Origin of the sequence: Pseudomonas sp. GM60, from assembly GCF_000282415.1 — a bacterium.
Taxonomy (GTDB): domain Bacteria; phylum Pseudomonadota; class Gammaproteobacteria; order Pseudomonadales; family Pseudomonadaceae; genus Aquipseudomonas; species Aquipseudomonas migulae.
The window spans coordinates 104,478-119,667 of sequence record NZ_AKJI01000070.1 but is presented as its reverse complement, the minus strand read 5'-3'; the positions used below and the strand labels follow the sequence as shown (position 1 = coordinate 119,667).

Below are 15,190 nucleotides of genomic sequence, written 5' to 3'. Positions count from 1 at the left end.
AGGAGTAAGGAATGAACGCACCTGTCGTGATCGTCGGCACCGGGCTGGCTGGCTACAACCTCGCCCGGGAGTTTCGCAAACTCGATAGCGAAACCCCGCTGCTGCTGATTACCGCCGATGACGGGCGCTCCTACTCCAAGCCGATGCTCTCCACGGGCTTCGGCAAGAACAAAGACGCCGACGGCCTGAGCATGGCCGAACCCGGCGCCATGGCCGAACAGCTGAAGGCCGAAGTGCGCACCCACACGCGCATCAGCGGCATCGATCCTGGCCACAAACGCCTGTGGATCGGCGAAGAATCAGTGATCTACCGCGACCTGATCCTGGCCTGGGGCGCCGAAACCGTGCGCGTGCCTATTGAAGGCGATGCGGCGGACGCCGTGTTCCCGATCAACGACCTCGAAGACTACGCGCGCTTCCGTGCGGCAGCGGCCGGCAAACGTCGGGTGCTGTTGCTCGGTGCCGGCCTGATCGGCTGTGAATTCGCCAACGACCTGATCCTTGGCGGTTACGAGGTGCAACTGGTTGCACCGTGCGAACAGGTCATGCCGACCCTGTTGCACCCGGCGGCAGCCGCTGCGGTCCAGGCCGGGCTGGAAAGCCTCGGCGCACGTTTCCACCTCGGGCCGGTGCTCAATCGATTGCAGCGTGTTGAAGAGGGTTTGGAAGCGCATCTGTCGGATGGTCAGGTCATCCCGTGCGACGTGGTGGTCTCCGCCATCGGCCTGCGTCCGCGCATCGACCTGGCGGCCGCCGCCGGTGTGCAGGTCAATCGCGGCGTGGTGGTCGATCGCCACCTGAAAACTTCTCACACCAACATCTACGCCTTGGGCGACTGCGCTGAAGTCGACGGGCTGAATCTGCTGTACGTGATGCCCCTCATGAGCTGTGCGAGAGCGCTGGCACAAACCCTCGCCGGCAACCCGACAGCCGTGAGCTACGGCGCGATGCCGATCACCGTCAAAACGCCGGTTTGCCCGTTGGTGGTTTCGCCGCCACCACGGGGTTTGGAGGGCGTCTGGACCGTCGAAGGGCAGGGCGCTGACATCAAGGTTTTATGCCGCGATGCCGCCGGAAAACTGCTCGGTTATGCCCTGACAGGCGCGGCGGTGATGGAAAAACTCGCACTGAACAAAGAACTTCCACCGCTGCTGGCGTAAATACCGGTCGTTCTGTCGGAATCACCCCGCTTTTGCCCCCACAAACGTCGCGCCGAGACTGGCGCGGCTCTTCCGTGCGTGCCATTCTCACTCCCGTCTGCCGCAGAGTAGAGCACCTGCGGCGCTTTGGGCGCTGTTCCAACGAGAACAGCACGGACATAACAACAAAAAACCGTCAAAGGGGCTTCACTAATGCGTAAACCAGAACTCGCCGCCGCCATCGCGGAAAAAGCAGATCTCACCAAAGAACAGGCCAACCGCGTTCTCAACGCCGTTCTCGAAGAAATCACCGGCGCCCTGCACCGCAAGGACAGCGTGACGCTGGTCGGCTTCGGCACCTTCCTGCAACGCCACCGCGGCGCCCGCACCGGCAAAAACCCGCAAACCGGTGAGCCCGTCAAAATCAAGGCCAGCAACACCGTTGCGTTCAAACCGGGCAAATCGTTGAAAGACAGCGTTAATCCGTAACACGCACCGACGCCCGCATAGCGGGTGAGCGGAACAAAAAATGGGCACGCCAACCAGGTTGGGTGCCCATTTTTTTATGGCTGACGGGGTGCCCTTTGTAGGAGCCGGCTTGCTGGCGATAGCGCCCGATCAACCAACATCAACGTCGCCTGACACACCGCCATCGCCAGCAAGCTGGCTCCTACAGATCTGCGTGCCGGGCGAATTCCCCACTTCCCCCGCAGCAATTCAGCGACAAGGGCCTCCCCATCTTTTCAGCAGACAACACTCACTGTAGGAGCCGGCTTGCCGGCGATAGCGCCCTATCAACCAACATCAATGTCGCCTGACACACCGCCATCGCCAGCAAGCCGGCTCCTACAGGTATACGTGCGTGACGAATCAAACGGTCCGACTTTGTTGCTTGGCAAAAACCGCCGCCATCTCGGGCTCATCCAGATGATCCAGCGCACGCTCCACCAACAGATGCACCCCGTCGGCCATGCGGCTAAGCGCCAGGGCTACGGAGCGGCGTGAGCCGTCCACATCGTCGGCGAGGTCGGCGGCGATGGCGCTGATGGACAGCAGGTCTTCCGAGGCGTTGGCGAGGAGGGCTTCGGTGTTGATGCCGGGGCAGACGCTAAAGAGTTGGCCGTTACGCTTTGGTGGTTTGGGTTCGGTTGGCGGGAAGTGATGGTCGAGGGCGCGTTCGGCGGCTTCGTTGAGTTTGTTTGAGTCGGGGCTTTCGTATGGGGAAACCGGATCGGTTTCCGGTGGGTTTGGTGTGACCTTGAACATGGTTACTTTCCTTTAGTAGGGCCGTGACCATTTCGCGACTAAACGAAAAGGAGGCGGCTGTGCGCAAGTTAGTCGACCGGTAAAGTCACCAAAACCCGGCGCGCCCAAGGGCGCCATGCGCACAGCCACCATCAAGTGCAGGCAAACACCTGACTGGATGACACTTGTGCAACCGTAGATGACTAGCCGGGCGACTAAACCCGATCACTGATGAGCAGTGACACGAATCAAGTTACCGACCGCCCCCAAGGCGCACAAGCCGGCGGATTCTGGCGTAGCCGTAGGCAACGACGCAAGGTGTTGTAGCTTGCAGGACGTAACCTTGAGGCGTTTTAAACAAGCGCTCTCTGGCGATGTTTAATCATTGCGATCTTGATGTTCCTTACCAACTTCCATAGGGGATTCCGAACTTTTCGATATAGGCTTTTGACTCTTCTGAAAGCGGCCGATGTTTTCCATTGGACGTTCCCCCGTAGGGGCCTTTGGGACTGATCGTGCCTTGGACTCGAGTGACTTCGGTCGATTTAAGACAAGGCCCACCTAACCACACCTTGGCGATTCCTCCCGGCGCCAGGCCGATAGTCAAAAACTTTCGGTAATCGGTTTTCCATTTGCCTACCGCGCCGCAATAAGCTCTTTCACCCTTGAGCATGGTGTTCCGCGCAGATTCGGGGATTTCGATGTAGGCCCCGTAGGTCTGCGGTTCTGCCATGGACTGCCAGCGCACATAGACCAAACGAGGCAGGTCAGCCCCGGTAACATACCGGCCTTTTCCTCCAGGATCTTCTCGCCATCCCGCTGGCTTACCTCTGAACTCGGACGGTACGCCTTTGCTCATGGCCCGTGGATACCCCATAGCCGGTATACCGCTGCCCGCGCGAAGGAACACGCGCTCATTGATATCAACGACACCGGCCGTTTCGATCCAGACTTCCATATAGTCAGGCGAAAAAAAATCTAGGCTCCATGCGTCATAAGGTAATGATCTGCTCTCGACAGAGGCACATCCTCCCAACAACACAAATAGCAACGCAAAGCCGGACTTAAGCAAGGGTGAGCACCTATGCATTGGGATGCACCACGCGTTTATAGTTTTCGGCGGGGCGATCGATAAACACGATGTTCAGGTCACTATTGTTCCAGCCTTTGGCTGCGTTCCATTTCGCAGACAGATGGATATAGCGGCGGTACAGCAGCTCCTCTTCGTCGAGGCTCAGGCTCGTGCGGCGAGTTTCGCCTAACGCATAAGCCATCAATTTTTCGGCAATCGGTTTCAGCTCTGTTGGTAATGCGTACGTCTGATCCTCTTCGTCAATGACCTTGAACGGGACGTCGTGCCTGGCCCCCAACTCGCGCATGATTCGCAGGTAAACCAACGCCAAATCGTTGCGCACAATCCGCTCGCTGTGGACCGCCGCATAGACATTCTTCGAATTGGATCTGTCGCCTTTTGCGTTGCTGATCATCTCCACCGCCCAAGTTTTCACCTCCAATGTCAGCCCATACAGATTGAGTTGATCCTGAAGGCGACCTAGCTCTTGCTGAGCCCAACGATAGGCGGTTGACGCTGTGGAAGGCACGTAAAGTTCCATGTCGCGGCTGCAGCGCGGCTTGCTAAGCAAAACTCGCTCAATGACGTTGGGTATATACCCTCCACCCAAGTCGGAGTGGACGCCGGGCAGCTCGATATCAGCAGCGCCGGCGCTGTTGAGTGAAAAGTTATGGCGGCGCTCGTCCCGCGACACTAAATGCACGACCTTTTTTGCCACATCGGGTGCCAAGTACAAATTGACCCCGGGGTTATTGGCGTCGTGGACGCTAAAGTCGCCGTCAGCCACGCTGCCTACTGCAGCAGCGGTGTCGAAAATGCCGATAAAGTTGATGGAGGCATCGGTGTTGGCGCGCCAGGAAAACTCCTCGGTAAACAACGTAGCATTGGCGGGTAGCTGCGCCGCCAATGGACTCTTCTCTCCTTTCTGTACTTCATTGGCAAAATGCCGCGCAGCTGCGGCACCGCGACTGAAACCGAAGATATCGAACTCGACACGTTCAACCTTTCGATCAGGATTGGATCGCTTGAACTGTTCAACCCTTTCGAGAATAAGCGTTGGACTCTGCGCAACCCGCGCTGATACACCGTGTTCACCCACGCCGGTTGCTAGTGAAAAAAGTGAATCCTGTTCGCCACTGCTAGTACCGATGCCATCCAGATAAACGGGGATGTACCCGATGGTTTCTTCAACAGCCAATAACCGCTTACTGTCATCGGTGTACAGCTCATGCAACTTCGCCACATTACTCGTGTCATTCCCATAGCTGTTATCCGGTGTATTCCCCTTGCCGTCATAACCCCTCGCCTGACAAAACTGCAGAATATCCTCAGCCTCCTCCAGCAGATTCACATCCCGCGCATAACACCCGGCAACCATTTCACTGTTGGACCGATTATTCCCAGTCCCATCAAAAAACACCCCAATACGTAAAGTAATTCCTTCTTCTTCAACCTCTTCTTCCTCCTCATCCAGCTCATCCGACTCATTCTCTTCCGACGACGGGGGCTCAGGCACAACCGCCGCCAACAACCCCGCCACCGTCCCAGGCAACAACGCATGCGCCGCCATCCCCGTTCCCGGCGAACCACCGACCTCAATCTCGCTACTGCTGAACACCCCACCCGCATCGATCACGACATGGTGACCGCCCGCCTTCAACGTAATGCTGGCGCCCGCGTCCAGCACCAGATGGGCGCCAGCCTTGATATGAACGTGCTCACCGGCCTCAACCACCCACGCTTCGCCAATCTGGTTGTGGCTACTTCCGGCAATTTGCAGATAGTCATTGGCCTTGAGCTGAACCTTTCTATCCGCCGTAACCGTGCGATGTTCTTCCGCGCCAAGCACCGCGATGCTGTTGCCCTTGATCGCTTCCCGACGCTCATTCCCCACGTCCAGTCGGCTGTCGTTCCCGACCTTCTGCTCCATGTCCCGCTGCGCTCGCAGGTAGATCAACTCCAGCCCGGCGCGGTCTTCGATCGACAGTTCGTTATAGCCACCGGTATGCGGCGAGCTGTGGCTGCGCAGCACGGTTCTGGTTTTGTTCTCGGGCAAGGGGTAGGGTGCCGGTGTGACCTTGTTGATCAGGCAACCGGTTATGAGTGGGTTATCTGGATTGCCTTCGAGGTAGGTGACGAGGACTTCCATGCCGATGCGCGGAATGGTCACCGCACCGAAATGATCCCCCGCCCAACTGGACGTCACCCGCAGCCAGCAACTGCTTTGTTCGCTGTTGCGCTCCGCGCGGTCCCAATGGAATTCGACTTTGACGCGACCGTCTTCATCGCAGTAGATCTCTTCTCCGACAGGCCCGGTGACGCGGGCGGTCTGGCAGACGAGCACGGGGCGTTGTGCGGGCATCGGCGGCCGATAAAACACGTCCCAGGGAATCGCGCTGAAACTGTTTTGGTAGCCCTGGGTAAAACTGCCCTCGGCGTCGGTGATTGACTCTTCCAGCACCTGCGGCTGTTTGCCGATATGAGTAACGCTGAGCAGCAGCCACAGATCGTTGTACGTGGCGCGTGGGTGATCCGTCAGGCTGAAAAAGTGGCCGCTGCGCAGGCACGGCTGATCACTTTTGCCCTCGGCCAATTGATAGTCGGTGCGGTGCCGCTCCAGTGCTTGTCGGGCGAGCTGTTTGCCGTGCTTTTCGGTCTCGAAAAACAGCGGATAACGATAGTCTTCAAGCTCGGGGCTGAACTCGGCGATGAAGCGACTTTCCAGCAGCAAGCTCGGGTGTTTCGGGTCGTAGTTTCGGCGGGTGACTTTGCTGGGGCGAGTGCTGTAACGCATGGAAAACTGGCTGACGACCGGATGCTCCGCCACCATGCCGGCGCCTTGCAGATAGGGCGTTTCGCCCAATTTCGCAAAGGCGGTCTGGTCATCGCTGAACACCAGCACATGGCCTTCCCGGGAGTGCTGGTGATGCCACGCAATGCCGTCCTCGGCGCACAGTCGCCGGACGAACTCAAAACAACTTTCCCCATATTGGGTGCAGTATTCGCGCTCGGGACTCGTTCTGACGTGGAAGGTAAATGCATCGGCCTGAATGCCGTGACCCTTGAGTACCCGAGCGATGATTTGCGGTGCCGTCAGGCCCTGGAAAATTCGCTGATCGTGACTGAACTGCAAGTCATGCAGCGCCGGCACCAGGTGCATGCGATAGCGGGTCAGGCGCTTTCCGACTTCGCCCACGGACACCCTGGTGACATGGCCATGAATGCCCTCGCCGTTGAGGCCGAATTGGAGAAATGCGGGTTGGTTGAGCAAGCTTTCCAGATCGAAATCCGGATGCTCGCTGACCAGGTCAACCTGGATCGAATACAAGGCGCTGATGGTTTCCGTGCCTTCGAAGGCCAGCACTTTGAAGTCGTTGCGAATCGTCGGGATAAGGAGGGTGAAGTGGGCAACGTTGGCCGATGCAAGCATGCGCTTATCCTTTTGCTACGTAGTCGCTCGTCCTTAAGCTGAAAGAAAAAATCGGCGAAACCGAGCCATACGTGCCCGGATTAAGTCGCCAAAATGCCGGGCACGCTAACAAGGCATGCAAAGTATTGATGTAGGAAGGATCTTGAAGAGTGGTGTGATATTTCCCAGATACCCGAAGTTCCATTTTGGAACTTTGTTTTAAATTCAAAGTGGCCATCATAGTGATGGCACTTTTCTTATCGGCAGTTGTCACTCGTCGCTTTATTCATCGATGCCGTAACATTTCGGAATGCTCCTACATTTATATTTTTTTGTTTTTGGCATGCTGCGCGCCTGCCAAAGGGAGCAATCGGCAATGAATATGCGATTAATTCAGGTGAAAGAAGCGGAGGCCTCTACCTCAACGGTTTCAGGGCGTTGGGTCGAGCGCTGAATTATTAAACTGACATCAGGGATCCCCTTGCTACATATAGGGAGATCTCCTACGAGAGATAAACGCGCTTCGTCTTATTGTTTAATCGGGTGCTTGCTAGTGGCCATCATCGTGAGTACGATGCGCCCACTTTGAAAGAGCACGATCTCAATTGGATGAGACATTTCGCAGCTCTTTGATTCTGTCTCACGCCGTTGGAACTCCAATGAACGTATGACCGTAATCCAAACTAAAGGCCATGGATGTCCTACTCAAGCAAACTTTCTGCTCATTACCTCGATCTCGCAAAAGCCTCTGTTTCCAAAGAGAATTTCGCGGGCGAGGATGTTCGCTTTTCGAGCGAATATGAGTCATTGGAAAGTGAGCTGGCCAAAGCCTCGTCCATGCACGAAAGCGGTCAGATCGACTGGCTGAAAATCCGTGAAAACAGCGAAAACCTGCTGCGCACCCAGTCCAAGGATTTGCGCGTCGGCGCCTGGCTGACCTGGGCCCTGTACCAGCGCGAATCCTTTCAAGGCCTGCTCGCCGGCCTCGGTTTGCTGCACTACCTGTGCGAAAGCCATTGGGCCGAAGTCCACCCGAACAAGGCACGTACGCGCTCCGCTGCGATCAGTTGGCTGGTGCCGCGTCTTGAGCAGGTGCTGACCGAAAACGTCGCGATCAAAGAGCAGTTGCCGATGTTCCGCCGTCTGGTGGAACACCTGGAAGGCCTCGACGCCGCGTGCACCGAGCACTTGGGTGACGACGCGCCGTTGCTGTTGCCAATCTCCCGCCGTCTGAAAAACATGGTGCAACGCGCCGCCGACAACCAGCCGGAACCAGGTGTGGTCGGTGCGGCCGTGGCTCAGGTCAAACAAGTCGCGACGCAACTTTTAACGCCCGGCGCGCCGATCGACAACGAAAAAGAAGCCCACAAAGCCCTGCGCGCGCAGCAAGAAAGCGCCCGGCCGTTGTGCGCCTGGTGGCTCAAGCAGAAAGCCACCGACCTGCGTGCCCTTCGCCTCAATCGCACGCTGTTGTGGTTGCCCATCGACGCTGTCCCCGAACGTAATGCCGAGCAGATCACCGTGCTGCGCGGCTTGCCGGCGGACAAGCTCAAGGCCTATCAGGACCGTTACGATCAAGGCAAATACGCCGACCTGTTGGTGGAACTGGAGGCGAGCCTGGCGAAGGCGCCGTTCTGGTTCGATGGCCAGCGAATGGTCTGGGAATGCCTCCAGGCACTCAACGCAGAAATGGCGATGCGCGAAGTGGAAATCCACTTCGCGCTTTTGGTTCAGCGCCTGCCCGGTATCGTCGAATTGCGCTTCCATGACGGTGCGCCGTTCGCCGATCCGTCCACTCGCGCCTGGATCAGCGCCAACGTCATGCCGCACCTGCAAAGCGCCAGTGCGCCACGCAAAGTCGAAGTCGCCGACACCCAGCCCGCCTGGGAACTGGCCCTCGAAGAGGTCCTGCCGATTCTGCGCAAGGACGGCCTCAAGGCCGCTGTGCAAATCCTCAAGCAGGGCCTGCAAAGCGCCAACGGCGGGCGCGTGCGGTTCTTCTGGCAGTTCGCCCTCGCGCGACTGTGCTTCATGGCCAAGAAATACGAACTGGCCAAGACCCAACTCGAAACCCTCGACCAAACATTACAGGACTCAGGCCTGCACGCCTGGGAGCCCGATCTTGCGCTGGAAGTGCTGCATTTACTGCATAGCTGCTGCGAGTTGTTGCCGCAGAACCATGCCGTACGTGAACGCAAGGAAGAGATTTATCGCAGGCTGTGCCACCTCGATCTCGAAGTGGTACTCGAATAGGCCCCAGGGCCACAACCGCAAGGAGAAAAGCCATGGCCAAAGAAGGCTCGGTAGCCCCCAAGGAACGCATCAACGTCACGTTCAAACCTGCCACCGGTGGTGCCCAGGAAGAGATCGAACTGCCGTTGAAACTACTGGCAATCGGTGACTACACCCACCGCAAGGACGAACGCAAAGTCGAAGATCGCAAGCCGATCAGCATCGACAAGATGACCTTCGACGAGGTGCTGGCCAAGCAAGAGCTGCAGCTGACACTGAGCGTACCGAACCGTCTTCAGGAAGAAAGCGACACTGAAGAACTGGCCGTGAAACTGCGCGTCAACTCGATGAAGGACTTCAACCCGGCCAGCCTGGTCGAGCAAGTGCCTGAGCTGAAAAAACTGATGGAACTGCGCGACGCGCTGGTGGCCCTCAAAGGCCCGCTGGGTAACGCGCCTGCGTTCCGCAAAGCCATCGAAGGCGTTCTCGCCGACGACGAATCCCGCGGTCGCGTACTGGGTGAGCTGGGCCTGAACGCCGCAGCCCAGGACGTCTGAGTCTCCATCAGCCAAGGAAGCCAACATGAGCACGAGTGCAGCGCAGCAAAAGAGTAACGAGAACGGCGAATACAGCATTCTCGACAGCATCATCGCCGAAACCCGCCTGACCCCGGACGACGAAGCCTACGACATCGCCAAGCGCGGTGTGTCGGCCTTCATCGAAGAGCTGCTCAAGCCGCAGAACAACGGCGAGCCGGTCAAGAAAGCCATGGTTGACCGCATGATCGCCGAGATCGATGCCAAGCTCAGCCGTCAGATGGACGAGATCCTCCACCACCCGGACTTCCAGTCCCTGGAATCGTCGTGGCGTGGCCTGCAGTTGCTGGTCGACCGCACCAACTTCCGCGAAAACATCAAGATCGAAATCCTCAACGTCTCCAAAGAAGACCTGTTGGACGATTTCGAAGATTCGCCGGAAGTGATGCAGGCTGGCCTGTACAAGCACATCTACACCGCTGAATACGGCCAGTTCGGTGGTCAGCCGGTAGGCGCGATCATCGCTAACTACTTCATGTCCCCAAGCTCGCCGGACGTGAAACTGATGCAGTACGTGTCCAGCGTTGCGTGCATGTCTCACGCGCCGTTCATTGCCGCCGCCGGCCCGAAATTCTTCGGCCTGGAAAGCTTCACCGGCCTGCCGGACCTGAAGGATCTGAAAGATCACTTCGAAGGCCCGCAATTCGCCAAATGGCAGAGCTTCCGCCAGTCGGAAGACTCCCGTTACATTGGCCTGACCGTGCCGCGTTTCCTGTTGCGCAACCCGTACGACCCGGAAGAAAACCCGGTCAAATCGTTCGTGTACAAAGAAACCGTCGCCAACAGCCACGAGCACTACCTGTGGGGCAACACCGCCTACGCGTTCGGCACCAAGCTGACCGACAGCTTCGCCAAATTCCGCTGGTGCCCGAACATCATCGGCCCACAGAGCGGTGGCGCGGTTGAAGACCTGCCGTTGCACCACTTCGAAAGCATGGGCGAAATCGAAACCAAGATCCCTACCGAGGTATTGGTCAGCGACCGTCGTGAATACGAACTGGCCGAGGAAGGCTTCATCTCCCTGACCATGCGCAAAGGCTCCGACAACGCGGCGTTCTTCTCCGCAAGCTCGGTGCAGAAGCCGAAGTTCTTCGGCATCAGCGCAGAAGGCAAGGCGGCAGAGCTGAACTACAAGCTCGGCACCCAACTGCCGTACATGATGATCGTCAACCGCCTGGCTCACTACTTGAAAGTGCTGCAGCGCGAGCAACTCGGTTCGTGGAAAGAGCGCACCGACCTCGAGCTGGAACTGAACAAGTGGATCCGCCAGTACGTGGCCGACCAGGAAAACCCGAGCGCCGAAGTTCGTGGCCGTCGTCCACTGCGCGCTGCCCAGATCATCGTCAGCGATGTCGAAGGCGAGCCTGGTTGGTACCGCGTCAGCCTGAACGTGCGCCCGCACTTCAAGTACATGGGTGCCGATTTCACCCTGTCGCTGGTTGGCAAGCTGGACAAAGAGTAAGCGGAGCTAACTCATGACTGGATACGGCAGCCTTTTCGAACGCCTGGGTGGCGACGCGGACAAACGCGTCGGCTGGAGCCGCGAGGTCTCCGCCATGGCGTCCGTGGCTGCCCATTTGGCCAAGATGCTCAGCACCCGTGCGGGCAGCGTGCAAACGCTGTCCGATTACGGGCTACCCGATCTCAATGACATGCGCCTGAGCCTGCACGACTCCCTGAGTCAGGCCCGCCTGGCCATCGAAAGCTTCATCGAAGCCTACGAACCGCGCCTGAGCAACGTGCGTGTCATCTCCCTGCCGCGTGACAACGATCAGCTTCGCCTGTCCTTCAGCATCGAAGGCCTGCTGGAAGTTGATGGTTTCAAGCGCCAGGTCAGTTTCGCCGCGCGCCTGGATGGCAGCGGTCAAGTAAAGGTGAGCTAGGGATATGCGAATGAGGGGGCTAAGTACCGTGGCAATGATCGTGCGTCGCGCTTTGCTGCTGATCGCCCTGACTGCCGCTGCTCTGGTGTTGGCTGCTTGCTACATGAAAGTGACGGCTTCAAGGCTCGCTCACATGTACTCCACAGTCTGGAACGAGTCTGGGACTTGTTACATCAATTCCTACATTCCGCAGTATTCGGCTCTTGGCATTCCCGGAAAGATCTTCCGTCTTTTCACCAGTGAAGCCTTTTTCAGGGTGTACGCAAAAGACGGCACGTTGTTGAAGTCGTCTGAATGGTTGATTTGGCAGAACGAATTCACGACGGATGAACGGGCGCAATGGGTAAACGCACATGCGATCTATCCGACAGCGACGGGTTACGAGGGCTGGAAAATTCCAGTGTGTGGTTGAGCAATGAACAGTCATCAAGCCAAGGTCAATTAAGGAGAGCCCAATGTCAGGAAAACCAGCAGCACGCGTATCCGACCCCACCGCTTGCCCGCTCCCCGGCCACGGCACCAACCCGATCGCCGCCGGTTCCGGCGACGTCTTCTTCGACGGCCTCGCGGCCGCCCGCCAAGGCGATGCCTCGGCGTGTGGTGGTGCGATGTCGGGCGGGTTGGCTACGACGGTTTTGATTAACGGGAAACCGGCTGCGACGGTGGATTCCGTTGGGACGCATGGCAACAAGGTTACGGCCGGTTCCGGGACGGTGATTATCGGGAATTCGCATTCGCCGGTGCCGTTTGTGGCGCCGTTGCCGTTAATGCTGTTTACCCACACTCAGCATGTAGTGATGGAAGATCAGGATGGAAATCCTCTGCAGGATATTCCCTATCAGATCACTACGGCTAAAGGTCAGGTCATCTCTGGCCAGAGCGATGCGATGGGAAGAACCCAGTTAGTCGGTGGTAAGGAAGGTGAAGCCTTCGACTTTCACGCTGCGATTGGTGGGGCAATGGTATGAGTGCAGAAGTTCTATCTACATTAATGGCGCGCTCAATTGCACTTACCCCAAAGGAAGACAAAGCACCAAAAAAAGTTACTTACAAGGTGTTCTGGAAAACAACTGCTTTCTGGACTGATGCGGATATTGCTGACTATCACAAAGAAGCACCAGAGATAGCAGAACGGCTTATCGTAGAAAAATACTGGACTAAAGAGGGGGCGGTTAGCGGAAATAAATTCACCTGTGAAGATTTCGCACTCAGATTGCTTTGTGAATTTTCCTCTAGTCGCGGGTTGCCGATTAAGCTAAAAACCGGAGTAAGAACCTATAGAAATATGGAGAACTACTCTGCCGCTGAGCATGATCGCTACCTATCGCACATGTATGGTTTCTGCGAAATGGTCATGTTGACTTACGGCGCCCCAGATATGCAGCGAGTTGGCGAAAATACGTTATCGGTCGAGACAGCCGAGGCCTTGCTACCTGGAGATATCCTCGCTCAAGCATTGGACCGGCCCAAGGACATCGCCCACCACGTTCAAATTACCGTGAGTGTCAACGAGTCGAAAATCGAAATTAGGCAGGGCAACACAAGCGGAGTAAGCGTCCGTCCTTTCACTACGGTTCAAAAATGGCTTGGATCAAACATGGCTGATCCGCAAAACTCGGGCTACGCGGGAATGCCGATAGAGAAAGGATATTACACAAAGCATGCGGTGGGTTGGACTTACCGTAATGAAAGTACAGGGGCAATGGCTGAAGATTTCCTGAAGAAATTCTTATTTTATAGGTGGAATTTTATGGAGTTCAACAAATGACTTTTCGAGACTATTTGGCAAGCGTTGCTGATAGCGATTTTTTTGGTGTGTTGGCGATTTTATGTTCGTTAGTGGCGCTGCTGGGGTTGTTTAGACAAGTCAGAGAAAGGCGCCTCCATAAAATTATGATGTATGTGTGTGTGCTGATAGTGCCGGTGATTCATATCATTGGTACTTATTACTTAAATCAGCCGCCGGCCTGAATGAGCCAGTTTTGTGAGTGGGGGCCGCGCAAAAAGGGGGCTGTCCCCATTGTCAATTTTGCTGATGACAAATTGGAAATAGACGAATGAAGATTCTGAAAAGACTAGCCATCTCACTCGCTATTATCTTTGTTCTGCTCGTAGTGGCGGTGTTTGCTCTGCTGGAGCGTGATGACGGAAAGGGGCCTGTATTGAAAGATCATCCAAATGCTTTTTGGAGCGGGGCGGAAGACGGTGGCTCCTTCTTTGAAATTACAAAGTCAAGCTCCCCAAGCTACTACGTCGAAATACGCCATGAAAGCGGTGATATCTGGTCCAAAGGCTGGGTGACACATGTGAAGAAGGACGGGAGCCAGCTTTCTAACGAAGATTTTATGGGTTACGACGGAGGTGATGAAGTTTACTTGCAGGACGAAACTGCATTGAAGTTGAACCCGGCGTTGGTGAAGTAACATGACAGCATGCGCATTCCTTAACTTAACGGAAAAGGGGGCTGTCCTTAATGTTTGCTGGGTTTCAGGTGAGCAGCGCCGGCTCGAATTGGCAAAGACCCTCTATTCGCGGAGGTTTGCGTTGATGAGTAGTGCAACAAAAGTCAAAGCTATGATCATCATGGCAGCCGCATTGATCGTACCGTTTGCATTGCTCGAAATTTATGCGGTTGTCCGGTTTGGATTTGCTGAACCTTATAGTTGTTTGCTTTCCGTTCCATTGGGAGTGATTTCGTTCTTACTATTGCAGTTCGCTATTGGTTATGGGGTGGTTAAGGGGTGGGCGGTCTGCAGAATGCCTGGTAACTACTATTTATTGGTGCTTTGGATAGTCAGCTTGTTGGCGCTATTTGTGCTTCCTGTGTGTTATTCAGGTGGGCCAATGTCGTGATTAGGTATTTTTATTTTTTTATCTCTGCGATTTTGCTTTTTATGTCATTCACTGACCCAAAAACCAGATGGTTAGTGAGTGGTGTTGATGTTTACGGAAGTTTGTTTGTTTTTTGTGCGGTGCTTTATATTCCGCTGATGGCATGTGTTTTTTATTATTTTGTAAAGACAGTGGTAGTTGTTTTTAAGTCGAAGCGTTTACAAGGTGGATTTCATTCCTTGGTCGCTACCGCTGTAGGTGTTGTTGCGCTTTATAGCTTCAATCACTGGGTGTTCAATGAAATTTACTAATAATCCAGCGCAGAACATCCAGAAAAGTGGAAGTTGCGCTTGTCCGAATTTTTTCAGGGTTGTGCTCTGGGTACCGTTATTGGTGTTGCTGCTTCTCATATTGATTGAGCAGAGCAACGAAAACGCGTCGGTTTTGAACTGGCATCAGATGCTGTTGATCTACGTCCTCGCATTCGGAGTCCCGGCCTATACCGCTTTCGCCCTGTGGGCAACGCGTGAGCTGAGCGGAAAAACCGAACAGCAGATCATCAAAAAAATCTGGTGTGCGCCGCTGATGTTCATCCCGTTTTACGCCGTCCCCTGGGTGATTTATGGGCTGGTAAACGCATTGATGGGTGATATGGCTGGCTTCGCAATGACGTTGGGCTGGCTGGCTTTTTTACCGTACCTGCTCATCGCCGGCTACGTGATTTCCGGCCTGACAGTCGCGCTCTACAGGACAGTTTTTTCATGAGATCCACTACCAGGAAG

General features: G+C 55.8%; 16 protein-coding genes. 13 read left to right on the top strand and 3 right to left on the bottom strand.

What is annotated here, in order from left to right; all coding sequences use genetic code 11:
• Positions 1-11: 11 nt before the first annotated feature.
• Positions 12-1,160 (top strand): NAD(P)/FAD-dependent oxidoreductase, encoded by a 1,149-nt coding sequence (locus PMI32_RS11695; protein WP_008030684.1) that lies wholly within the window; start codon positions 12-14, stop codon positions 1,158-1,160.
• 192 nt (positions 1,161-1,352) lie between these two features.
• Positions 1,353-1,628 carry an HU family DNA-binding protein gene (locus tag PMI32_RS11700; protein WP_003213368.1) on the top strand — a complete coding sequence of 92 codons (276 nt, stop codon included), beginning with the start codon at positions 1,353-1,355 and terminating at the stop codon, positions 1,626-1,628.
• 381 nt (positions 1,629-2,009) lie between these two features.
• Here PMI32_RS11700 and PMI32_RS11705 read toward each other — a convergent pair whose 3' ends face one another.
• From PMI32_RS11705 to tssI, 3 genes are all read right to left on the bottom strand, one after another.
• The gene (locus tag PMI32_RS11705) at positions 2,010-2,405 is read right to left on the bottom strand and encodes a DUF6124 family protein (protein WP_008030683.1); all 396 of its coding nucleotides are present in this window, start codon (positions 2,403-2,405) and stop codon (positions 2,010-2,012) included.
• A 382-nt stretch (positions 2,406-2,787) separates the two neighbouring features.
• Positions 2,788-3,474 (bottom strand): DUF2931 family protein, encoded by a 687-nt coding sequence (locus PMI32_RS11710; protein ID WP_008030682.1) that lies wholly within the window; start codon positions 3,472-3,474, stop codon positions 2,788-2,790.
• Complete coding sequence (gene tssI / locus PMI32_RS11715) at positions 3,467-6,886, bottom strand: type VI secretion system tip protein TssI/VgrG (RefSeq protein ID WP_008030681.1); 3,420 nt, start codon at positions 6,884-6,886, stop codon at positions 3,467-3,469. Before tssI ends, PMI32_RS11710 begins: the two co-directional genes overlap by 8 nt.
• 675 nt (positions 6,887-7,561) lie before the next feature.
• Between tssI and tssA the strand changes: the two genes are divergently transcribed.
• From tssA to PMI32_RS11770, 11 genes are all read left to right on the top strand, one after another.
• The gene (gene tssA, locus PMI32_RS11720; protein WP_008030680.1) at positions 7,562-9,118 is read left to right on the top strand and encodes a type VI secretion system protein TssA; all 1,557 of its coding nucleotides are present in this window, start codon (positions 7,562-7,564) and stop codon (positions 9,116-9,118) included.
• Between the two features lie 32 nt (positions 9,119-9,150).
• Entirely contained in the window at positions 9,151-9,654 is a 504-nt protein-coding gene (gene tssB / locus PMI32_RS11725) for a type VI secretion system contractile sheath small subunit (protein ID WP_008030679.1), read from the top strand.
• Between the two features lie 25 nt (positions 9,655-9,679).
• Positions 9,680-11,155 carry a type VI secretion system contractile sheath large subunit gene (gene tssC, locus PMI32_RS11730; RefSeq protein ID WP_008030678.1) on the top strand — a complete coding sequence of 492 codons (1,476 nt, stop codon included), beginning with the start codon at positions 9,680-9,682 and terminating at the stop codon, positions 11,153-11,155.
• A gap of 13 nt (positions 11,156-11,168) precedes the next feature.
• Positions 11,169-11,576 carry a type VI secretion system baseplate subunit TssE gene (gene tssE, locus PMI32_RS11735; RefSeq protein WP_008030677.1) on the top strand — a complete coding sequence of 136 codons (408 nt, stop codon included), beginning with the start codon at positions 11,169-11,171 and terminating at the stop codon, positions 11,574-11,576.
• Positions 11,577-11,610: 34 nt separating this feature from the next.
• Positions 11,611-11,988 carry a hypothetical protein gene (locus tag PMI32_RS11740; RefSeq protein ID WP_235864454.1) on the top strand — a complete coding sequence of 126 codons (378 nt, stop codon included), beginning with the start codon at positions 11,611-11,613 and terminating at the stop codon, positions 11,986-11,988.
• A gap of 43 nt (positions 11,989-12,031) precedes the next feature.
• On the top strand, positions 12,032-12,544 hold the full coding sequence (locus tag PMI32_RS11745; protein ID WP_008030675.1) for a PAAR domain-containing protein: 513 nt from the start codon (positions 12,032-12,034) through the stop codon (positions 12,542-12,544).
• Entirely contained in the window at positions 12,541-13,344 is an 804-nt protein-coding gene (locus tag PMI32_RS11750) for a hypothetical protein (RefSeq protein ID WP_008030674.1), read from the top strand. Before PMI32_RS11745 ends, PMI32_RS11750 begins: the two co-directional genes overlap by 4 nt.
• The gene (locus PMI32_RS11755; RefSeq protein ID WP_008030673.1) at positions 13,341-13,547 is read left to right on the top strand and encodes a hypothetical protein; all 207 of its coding nucleotides are present in this window, start codon (positions 13,341-13,343) and stop codon (positions 13,545-13,547) included. The genes PMI32_RS11750 and PMI32_RS11755 overlap by 4 nt, the downstream gene beginning before the upstream one ends.
• 86 nt (positions 13,548-13,633) lie before the next feature.
• On the top strand, positions 13,634-13,999 hold the full coding sequence (locus PMI32_RS11760; protein ID WP_008030672.1) for a hypothetical protein: 366 nt from the start codon (positions 13,634-13,636) through the stop codon (positions 13,997-13,999).
• A 124-nt stretch (positions 14,000-14,123) separates the two neighbouring features.
• Entirely contained in the window at positions 14,124-14,429 is a 306-nt protein-coding gene (locus PMI32_RS11765; RefSeq protein WP_008030671.1) for a hypothetical protein, read from the top strand.
• Between the two features lie 276 nt (positions 14,430-14,705).
• A complete protein-coding gene (locus tag PMI32_RS11770) occupies positions 14,706-15,173 on the top strand; it encodes a hypothetical protein (protein ID WP_008030670.1) in 468 nt (155 codons plus the stop codon).
• The last annotated feature ends 17 nt before the right edge of the window (positions 15,174-15,190 follow it).